Source organism: Cetobacterium sp., from assembly GCF_048470075.1.
Classification (GTDB): Bacteria; Fusobacteriota; Fusobacteriia; order Fusobacteriales; family Fusobacteriaceae; genus Cetobacterium_A.
In genome coordinates this window covers 1-8,764 of record NZ_DBGBQB010000214.1, presented here as the reverse complement: position 1 = coordinate 8,764, position 8,764 = coordinate 1, and the positions used below count along the sequence as shown (strand labels likewise).

Genomic DNA, 8,764 nt, shown 5'->3' with positions numbered 1-8,764 from the left:
AAAGCTTTTTCAATATATTTTTTCAATTCTTTCTCTCCCAGTGCTCCAGGAATATACTTAAATATCTTGCCATCTCTTCCTACAATTACGTTCGTCGGATAAGAGTTTACTCTATAAACTTTAAATGCCTCTCCAGCTATATCTAATGCTGTTGGAATTTTTTGTTTTTTTTCTTTTAAATACTCTTTTATCTTTTCTATACTCTCATCTCTTGAATTTGGATATTTATTTGTCTTTGGATTCATTATACTTAAGAATATAACATCTTTTTCATTTTCTCCAAATTCCTTATATAATTTATTTAAAACTGGCAATTCTTCTTGACAATATACACACCAACTTGTAAAAAAATTTAAAACGACAACTTTACCTTTGTAATCTTTTAAGTTATATTCCTTATCACCAGTTATTAATAAGCTAATTTCAGGAGCATTTGGTCCAGTAGATTTTGCATATATTTTTGTTTCTAATAAACCCAATGGATTGCTAAAATATTTAGAAATACTTTCCATTTTTCCTATAAAAGTTAACACTCCCATAAATATCAATACTATTCCGCCCAACTTAACACAATACTTTAATAATGACTGATTTCTTCTTAAAAAATTTAAAACTCTTGTTGTGAAACTTCCTAATAATAAAAAAGGTATTATAAAACCTAAAGAATAAAGTAAAACTAACATATTCCCTAAAATTTTACTTTCTGAGCTTGAAGCTAATATTAAAACTGATGAAAGTAAAGGTCCCACACATGGACTCCAAGCAAAACTAAATGTAAATCCTGTTATAAAAGCTACAATAGGACTCATTTTTCTTATTTTATTATGATATTTAAATTCTTTTTGCAAATTTCTATTTTTTATTACCCCTAATTGAAATAATCCCAACATAATTATTAATATACCTCCTACTTTAGAAAATAACTCCTTATTCTCAATCAAAGAATCTCCTATAGTTGTAAAAGATAACCCCAGTATAAAAAATGCTGTGCATATTCCAAATACAAAAAATAAAGTATTAAAAAACACTTTTTTTTGGACATATATCACACGACCTTTATCATCAATTTTTTTAGCACTTCCTGACAAATATCCCATATATATAGGGATGAGAGGAATTACACAAGGAGAAAAAAAAGATAATATTCCTCCGAAAAAAACTAAAAAATAAGTTAATATAGTAATTTTTTCCATCTTTAACTCCTTTTTTTAATTATATATATATATTATGTTTTAATTATACTTTTCCTTTTTAAATTCAAACTAAAAAAGCAGATACATAGTTGTATCTGCTCCAAAACTTTTGAATAAAAAGCGATTATCTCTTTGAGAATTGTGGAGATCTTCTTGCTTTTCTCTTTCCGTATTTCTTTCTCTCTACCATTCTTGAGTCTCTTGTTAAGAATCCAGCTTCTTTTAAAGCTCCTCTTAAAGTCTCATCAGCTTCTACTAAAGCTCTTGATAATCCGTGTCTGATAGCTCCAGCTTGACCAGCGTTTCCTCCACCGATTACGTTTACTTTAACTTCAAATTTATCTAAAGTTTCAGTTAATGCTAATGGTTGCTCAACGATTTTAGAAAGTAACTCTCTTCCACCGAAATAGTCTGCCATAGTTTTTCCGTTTATTTCAATTCCTTTTCCACCAGGAATAAGTCTTACTCTTGCTACTGAAGTTTTTCTTCTTCCAGTTCCTCTATATTGAATCATTTCTGCCACTGTCAATCCCTCCTAATTAAAATTCTACCTTTACTGGTTTTTGTGCAGTATGAGCGTGCTCAGCTCCAACAAATATTCTTAATCTTGTTAACTGCTCTCTTCCTAATCTGTTCTTTGGAAGCATTCTCTTAACAGCTAGCATTAAAGCTTCTTTAGGATTCTTTGCAAGAATCTCTTCTAATCTTCTTTCTTTTAATCCACCTGGGAATCCTGAGTGGCTGTAGTAAACTTTATCTGTTAATTTCTTTCCAGTTACAGCAATCTTCTCGATGTTTGTAACGATTACGAAATCTCCTCCATCAATGTGTGGAGTGTAAGAAACTTTATCTTTACCCATTAATTTTTTAGCTATTTCTGCAGCTAATCTTCCTAAAATTTTTCCTTCTGCGTCATAGTGAACGAATTCTCTAACAACGTCTTCTTTTCTTTGCATAGCAGTGTATTTCTTCACGTTTTTTTCCTCCTCGAAAATAGTTATATTTATTTTAATATAACGAACGGCGTTCCTTTGTGGGAAAGGATTTATTATACCTATCTATTATATCTACTTTTTCCTTTTTTGTCAATTACTTTTTGAAGATTCCTAAAGGTTTTCCTAGTGGTAAAAACTCTCTTCCAAAAGTTTTATTTAATACATTTGCAGCTGATCCATAGAATGACATCATAGCTATTGAAAACTCAGATACTGCTGCTAATGTGTGCATTGCATGAGGTGCAATTCCAAAAGCTGTTCCAGCTAATCCTATAAATAAGAAATCAATTAATATAAATATTATTAGCAATGTTTTATTTGTTTCGATTGATCCAATTGTCATGTATAGTGTGAATATTAAATATCCTAAAAATACAAATCCAAAAGCTTTAGGGTCTGCTGCTGCTTTCATAGCTTCACCAAATACTCCAAGCTGTACCATCCAACTCATAGCCATTCCAAACCAGAAGAATGCATATCCACCAAATGCAGTTGTTCCAAATACATTTCCATGTTTAATATCATTTAAACAAGCTATTAACTGTACAAAAGCTCCTAAAAATATTGCCCAAGGAATTACTAATGATACTCCACTTACAATTCCAAACTTATTTGCTGACGCTACTAGTGTAACAATTGCAAGACCTAATAATCCTAATGCTGAAGGGTCTGCTACTTCAATTTTTACATGATTGTTTTGATTCATTTTTTCTTTCTTTACTCCTTAATTAATTTTTTTTACGCAAGGAGTATTTTAACCTTTTAATAAATCTTTGTCAACAAATACTTATCTTTATTTATTTTTTATATTGTTAAAGCGGAAGCTCCTTTTATACCAGCATCATTTCCAAGTTCACCAAGCTTTATCTGTAAATTTTCAACTGTTATTCCCAGTGCATAATTTGGCAACTTCTCTTTCACTTTGTCCAGTAGTATATCTCCGGCTAAGGCTACTCCACCAGAGAGTATTATCACTTCTGGATTTATAATATTTAACACATTCCCAATTCCCATAGCTAAATATTCTGATACATAGTCAACAATATCTAAAGAGAATTTATCTCCATTTTTGGCTTCATCAAAAACATGTTTTGCTTCAAGTTTATTCAGATCCCCATCTATCGCTCTATATAGTCCATTATTTTTATTTATTTGCAATCTAGACAGAGCTTCTCTCACCACTCCTGTCGCTGATGCATAAGTCTCAAAGCACCCTTTTTGACCACAACCACAAAGTTTTCCATCTTTTTCAAGCTTCATATGTCCAATTTCTCCACCTGCTCCAGTAGCTCCTGAAATCAGTTTTCCATCGACAAATATTCCACCGCCTACTCCTGTTCCAAGAGCGATTGTTACACTTTTAGAATAGCCTTTCCCTGCTCCATATAGAGTTTCTCCAAGAGCGATTACATTCACATCATTATCTAGTCTAGTTTTTACTCCCGAGATTGCTTCCATTTTTTCGCTTATATTTATATTTTTATCCCATGGAAAATTAGCGAAGAAACCAACTTTTTTTTGATCAATAACTGGCCCTGGAATTCCCATTCCAATCCCTTTTATTAAATCTCTATCTATATCCAACTCATCTGCCAAACTTAAAGAAGCATCCCAAATTTTATTTAAAGTATAGTCCACTCCCTCAATTGATTCAGTTTTTATACTTATACTTTTTAAAATATCCCCATTTTCATTCAATATTCCTATTTTGCTGTTAGTCCCTCCAATGTCTACCCCTATAAAATATCTCATAAAACTCCCTCCTAATTGTAAATTTCTCTATATTTTTCTTTTAAATAATCTATATAGTATGCTGGATTTAACTCCTCTCCAGTCACTGATAACATTATCTCTTTTGGTGTTTTTAACTTTCCATATCTATGAATTTTCTCCTCTAACCAACTCTTTATCTTTTTTAACTCCCCTCTTTCTAAAGCGCCTTGAACATTTATCTCTTTTTTCATAGCATTTAAAATTTGTAAAGAGTAGACATTTCCTAGAGCATATGATGGGAAATATCCAATAAGACCACATGACCAATGAACATCTTGTAGTACACCCTCTGAATCATTTTTAGGCACTACTCCTAAGTATTCATACATTTTTTCATTCCATATCTGTGGTAAATCTTTTATCATATACTCACCTGATAAAATCCCTTTTTCTATTTCATAACGTACCATTATATGTAGTGAATATGTCAATTCATCCGCTTCAACCCTAATCAAAGATGGTGAAACTTCATTTATACCTTTGTATATCTCATCCAAAGATAATCTATCTAACTCTTTATATTTGAATTTACTTTTTTCCAAAAGACCATACCAAAACTCTTTGCTTCTTCCTATAATGTTTTCATAAAATCTTGATTGAGATTCATGTATACCCATAGAGGCTCCATCAGCTAAAATAGTATCCTTTAAACTCTCATCTATGTTCTGCTCATAGATTCCATGTCCCCCCTCATGAATTGTACTAAACACACTGGAAAATGGTAAATCTTTTATATATCTTGTTGTCAATCTAACATCATCCCTATTGACAGTTAATGTAAATGGATGAGCACTCTTAGAGATTATTCCTCTCTCTAGATCAAATCCAATATATTTTAGAATCTCTTTTGAAAAATTTTCTTGATCACACTCTGCCACTTGAAACTTTATCTTATCTTGAAACTCTCTCTTATTTTTATTTATCTCTTTTAAAAGAGGTACAATCTCTTTTTTTAACTCATCGAAGAAAAAATCTAATTTTTCTACACTCATACCTTTTTCATAATCATTTAAAATTACTGAGTATATATCCTCTAATTTTACGCCTCTATACTCTATAAATTTTCTATTAAAATTAAAAATCTGTTCCAACACAGGAGCAAAACTTTCAAAATCATTTTTTTCTCTTGCCACTTCCCAAATTCCCTGTGCCTTTGCAGTAAGTTCTGAGTACATCTTATACTCTTCACTAGGAATGACTTTTATTTTCTCTATCTCCTCTTCTAAAAGTTCAATCTCTTTTCTTGTAACTTCATCTAACATATCTATATCTTTTTTTAAATCACTTAATATTTCAAAAAAACTTTGAGACGTGGTTAAATTATAACTTTTTAAACTCAATTCTCCTATCATTTCAGAGAGCAATTTATAACCACCTTTTGGTGCTTGTGTTTCCAAATCCCATTGAAGTAAAGCTAACATAGAATCTATCATTTTTTTCTCTTTTATCATCTTTTTAAATTTTTCTATTTTCTCTTTCATAATTCCACTCCTTTACTTTTTATTTAATTATATTGAATTTTTTCATCTTTAACAACATTTTTCATGTTCTATTGATAATTTTAGTAAAATAATGTAAACTTATATATAAAAATAGATTATTAGTATAAAAGGAGCTTTTATGAAAAGAAGTATATCTGGTATTCAACCTAGTGGAATACTACATTTAGGTAATTATTTTGGAGCTATGAAACAATTTATAGAAAATCAAGATAAATATGAAGGGTTTTATTTTATCGCTGACTATCATTCACTTACATCTCTTACTGATCCAAAATCATTGAGAGAAAACTCTTACAATATAGTTTTAGACTACTTAGCTTTGGGACTTGACCCAGAAAAATCAACAATATTTTTACAATCAGATGTTCCTGAGCACACTGAACTTATGTGGTTACTTTCTAACATCACTCCTGTTGGACTTCTAGAGAGAGGGCACTCATATAAAGACAAGACTGCTAAAGGATTCACTCCTAACACTGGTCTTCTAACTTATCCAGTTCTTATGGCTGCAGATATACTTATGTATAACGCTGATATTGTACCTGTAGGAAAGGACCAAAAACAACACTTAGAAATGACTAGAGATATTGCTATGAAATTTAATCAGCAGTATGAGGTTGAACTTTTCAAACTTCCAGAGCCTCAAATTTTAGAGGATTTAGCTGTTATTCCTGGAACTGATGGTCAAAAAATGAGTAAATCTTATGGAAATACAATAAATATGTTTGCTTCAAAAAAGGAATTAAAAAAACAGATTATGAGTATTGTCACTGATTCTACTCCTTTAGAAGAACCTAAAGACCCAGATAATAACATTGTTAAACTTTATGAGCTTTTTGCAACAAAAGAGCAAGTTGAAGAGATGAAGAAAAAGTTTGTAGCTGGTAATTATGGTTATGGTCATGCTAAAACTGAACTTTTAAATGCTGTTCTAGATTATTTTAAAGAAGCTAGAGAGAAGAGAGAGGAATTAGCTAATAACATGGAATATGTTGAAGAGGTTTTAGCTAAAGGTGCGGCTAAAGCTAGAGAGATAGCTAGAAAACAGATTACTGCAGCTAAAACAGCAGTTGGTTTAATTGGAAATGCATATAAGAAATAAAAAAAAGACAGTTTAAAACTGTCTTTTTAATTTTCTTATGGCGCACCCGAGAGGAATCGAACCCCTAACCCCCTGATCCGTAGTCAGGTGCTCTATCCAATTGAGCCACGGATGCACATTTTAGTTATAAAAAAAAGGTAGTCATTCTACCTTAAATATCTTTTATAAATGGCGGTGAAGGTGGGATTTGAACCCACGGTACGGGATTAACCGTACTCTCCCTTAGCAGGGGAGTGCATTAGGCCACTCTGCCACTTCACCATCCTTTATGGCGGAAGGTCAGAGACTCGAACTCTGAAGTCTTGCGACGCCGGTTTTCAAGACCGGTTCCTTACCAGTTAGGGTAACCTTCCGTACACAGAAATAGTATCATTTTTTTTATTCCTTGTCAAATACTTTTTTTATTTTTTAAAAAAAAAGCTGCTTTAAAAGCAGCTTTAATTAACTATTTTTCTTCAGTTGCTGTCGTTTCAGTAGTCTCTTCCTTTTTTTCTTCCTCTTTTGGAATAGGATTTCCAAACATCCACTCTATCTGTCTTCTCACTCCTGTTAACTCTACAATCTGTCCATCTATCTCCAATCTATCATTTTCAGGAATAGCTAAAAATCCCTCCTCTATTGGAGCATCTTTCAATAGATTATGCTGAAGTTTTATAGTATTTTCAAAACCAAATGGTTTAAACTCAGTTTTTACACTTCTTATTAACTCATCATTTTTAGATATCTCTTCCACTTGTTCAGGTGTGAATCTTCTTTGAGGAGGGTATTCAGCTATAAATAGTGTTTCTGTTTTTAGGAACTTTAACTCCTCGCCCTCTTTTTCAAAAATATCGATTGTATATTTTCCTCTATTTTTAACTAAAAATCTATCTATATCTACGATTTTCTTTCCAACACCAAGTGGATCTACCATTGGAGTTAACTCTCCTCTTGATATTAAATCATCTTCTGGTCCATTTAATCTAACCTCAAATACCGTTGGTTTTGTGATCTCTTCAAAAGTTAAAACAATTGATAATCTCATCATTGGATGAGGAAATATTGGTTGAATTATATTATCAAAAGAACCAAATATATCTACAGCTCCTCCTACTTGTTGACTCATCTGAGCTGCATGTGCAACTACTATATTTTTTACCTTAGCCATTTTATCCCCCTTTTTGGTTACTTTGTTCTAATTTACTATAGCATACCTATTTTAATTTGTAAATTCTTATTTCAAGATTGTAAATATAAAAATAGTTCCCTTTCCCTCTTTGGAAATTACATCCACTTTTCCACCACATCTTTCAACAAGTTCCTTCACTATAGAAAGTCCTAAACCTGTTCCAGCTTTATTACTAGTTCTAGCTTTATCAACTCTATAAAATCTCTCAAATATCTTTTCTACCTCTTCAGGAGCTATTCCTACGCCATTATCTTTAACTCCTATTTTATATCTATTTTTGGTTTCAATTATAGAGATCTCTATTTCTGGTGTTGTATTTCCTCTATAAATAATTGCATTTTCAACTAAATTTTTTAGAATTGTTAAAATCTTTTCAAAATCAATTTTTAACTCATTCTCTTTATTTAAAAGATTTAAATTATAAGTTATATTTGCTCCACTAGTTTTTATTCTCTCATTTAAAATAGCATGTAACTCTGTTTTTAATCTATTTACTGGTATTTTCTCTATATTTACTATATTGGAGCTCTCTATTTTACTGATATTTAAAAAATCTATAATTATATTTTCCAACTTATCTATATTATTTCTTATCGTTTTTATAAATTGACCTCTTAAAGGGTCTGGCGCATCTTCTAAAGCAATTACATAGCCCTTTATATTAGTTAAAGGTGTTTTTAACTCATGACTAACATTGCTTATAAAAGTTTTTTGAACCTCTATCATCCCTTTAGTTTGAGTAATATCCTTCACTGATAAAAGATATCTTTCATCCTGCTCCAAATATTTTACATTGACACTAAAATATCTTTTAAGTCTTAAAATATAGACTTCTGCTTTTTGGTTTTGTTTTTCACGTGTCGCTTTTTTTATTATATCTATAATCTCCATATCTTTTATTAAATTCAAATAACTCAATTTATCCTTTTCATACAGATAATTAAATCTACTATTTTTTATTATAAGTTGTAACTTTTCATCGAAAAGACAGATTGATGAATCTATCGAAGTTATTATTTGATGGAGTATTC

Annotated in this window: 9 protein-coding genes and 3 tRNA genes; 1 reads left to right on the top strand and 11 read right to left on the bottom strand. The window is 30.9% G+C overall.

The window, feature by feature from the left end; translation table 11 throughout:
• The 6 genes from ACMOUI_RS07635 to ACMOUI_RS07610 form a co-directional block, all read right to left on the bottom strand.
• On the bottom strand, positions 1-1,193 hold a 1,193-nt coding region (locus ACMOUI_RS07635), incomplete at its 3' end, for a cytochrome c biogenesis protein CcdA (RefSeq protein ID WP_418965133.1).
• Between the two features lie 124 nt (positions 1,194-1,317).
• A complete protein-coding gene (gene rpsI, locus ACMOUI_RS07630; protein WP_418965134.1) occupies positions 1,318-1,707 on the bottom strand; it encodes a 30S ribosomal protein S9 in 390 nt (129 codons plus the stop codon).
• A 25-nt stretch (positions 1,708-1,732) separates the two neighbouring features.
• Complete coding sequence (gene rplM, locus ACMOUI_RS07625) at positions 1,733-2,167, bottom strand: 50S ribosomal protein L13 (RefSeq protein ID WP_418965132.1); 435 nt, start codon at positions 2,165-2,167, stop codon at positions 1,733-1,735.
• Positions 2,168-2,282: 115 nt separating this feature from the next.
• Positions 2,283-2,894: an acetate uptake transporter gene (locus ACMOUI_RS07620; RefSeq protein WP_418965131.1), complete on the bottom strand. Its 612-nt coding sequence runs from the start codon at positions 2,892-2,894 to the stop codon at positions 2,283-2,285.
• 98 nt (positions 2,895-2,992) lie between these two features.
• Complete coding sequence (locus tag ACMOUI_RS07615; RefSeq protein ID WP_418965130.1) at positions 2,993-3,940, bottom strand: ROK family protein; 948 nt, start codon at positions 3,938-3,940, stop codon at positions 2,993-2,995.
• An 11-nt stretch (positions 3,941-3,951) separates the two neighbouring features.
• Positions 3,952-5,442, bottom strand: a complete 1,491-nt coding sequence (locus ACMOUI_RS07610) for a carboxypeptidase M32 (RefSeq protein WP_418965129.1) — start codon at positions 5,440-5,442, stop codon at positions 3,952-3,954.
• Positions 5,443-5,581: 139 nt separating this feature from the next.
• On the opposite strand from ACMOUI_RS07610, the gene trpS reads away from it, so the two are divergent.
• On the top strand, positions 5,582-6,565 hold the full coding sequence (gene trpS, locus ACMOUI_RS07605) for a tryptophan--tRNA ligase (RefSeq protein ID WP_418965128.1): 984 nt from the start codon (positions 5,582-5,584) through the stop codon (positions 6,563-6,565).
• Between the two features lie 38 nt (positions 6,566-6,603).
• Here the strand turns inward: trpS and ACMOUI_RS07600 are convergent.
• The 5 genes from ACMOUI_RS07600 to ACMOUI_RS07580 all read right to left on the bottom strand — a co-directional run.
• Positions 6,604-6,680 (bottom strand) — tRNA-Arg (locus tag ACMOUI_RS07600).
• Positions 6,681-6,734: 54 nt separating this feature from the next.
• Positions 6,735-6,826, bottom strand: a tRNA-Ser gene (locus ACMOUI_RS07595).
• An 8-nt stretch (positions 6,827-6,834) separates the two neighbouring features.
• Positions 6,835-6,918, bottom strand: a tRNA-Ser gene (locus ACMOUI_RS07590).
• A gap of 92 nt (positions 6,919-7,010) precedes the next feature.
• Positions 7,011-7,712: a hypothetical protein gene (locus ACMOUI_RS07585; RefSeq protein ID WP_418965127.1), complete on the bottom strand. Its 702-nt coding sequence runs from the start codon at positions 7,710-7,712 to the stop codon at positions 7,011-7,013.
• Positions 7,713-7,778: 66 nt separating this feature from the next.
• Positions 7,779-8,764 (bottom strand): sensor histidine kinase (locus ACMOUI_RS07580; RefSeq protein WP_418965126.1); only part of this gene is annotated, 986 nt, incomplete at its 5' end.

Bases quoted from the DNA above. Each gene is read 5' to 3' on its own strand.
- ACMOUI_RS07585 (WP_418965127.1), bottom strand. From the start codon at position 7,712: ATGGCTAAGGTAAAAAATATAGTAGTTGCACATGCAGCTCAGATGAGT.
- ACMOUI_RS07615 (WP_418965130.1), bottom strand. From the start codon at position 3,940: ATGAGATATTTTATAGGGGTAGACATTGGAGGGACTAACAGCAAAATA.
- ACMOUI_RS07610 (WP_418965129.1), bottom strand. From the start codon at position 5,442: ATGAAAGAGAAAATAGAAAAATTTAAAAAGATGATAAAAGAGAAAAAA.
- ACMOUI_RS07620 (WP_418965131.1), bottom strand. From the start codon at position 2,894: ATGAATCAAAACAATCATGTAAAAATTGAAGTAGCAGACCCTTCAGCA.
- trpS (WP_418965128.1), top strand. From the start codon at position 5,582: ATGAAAAGAAGTATATCTGGTATTCAACCTAGTGGAATACTACATTTA.
- rpsI (WP_418965134.1), bottom strand. From the start codon at position 1,707: ATGATTCAATATAGAGGAACTGGAAGAAGAAAAACTTCAGTAGCAAGA.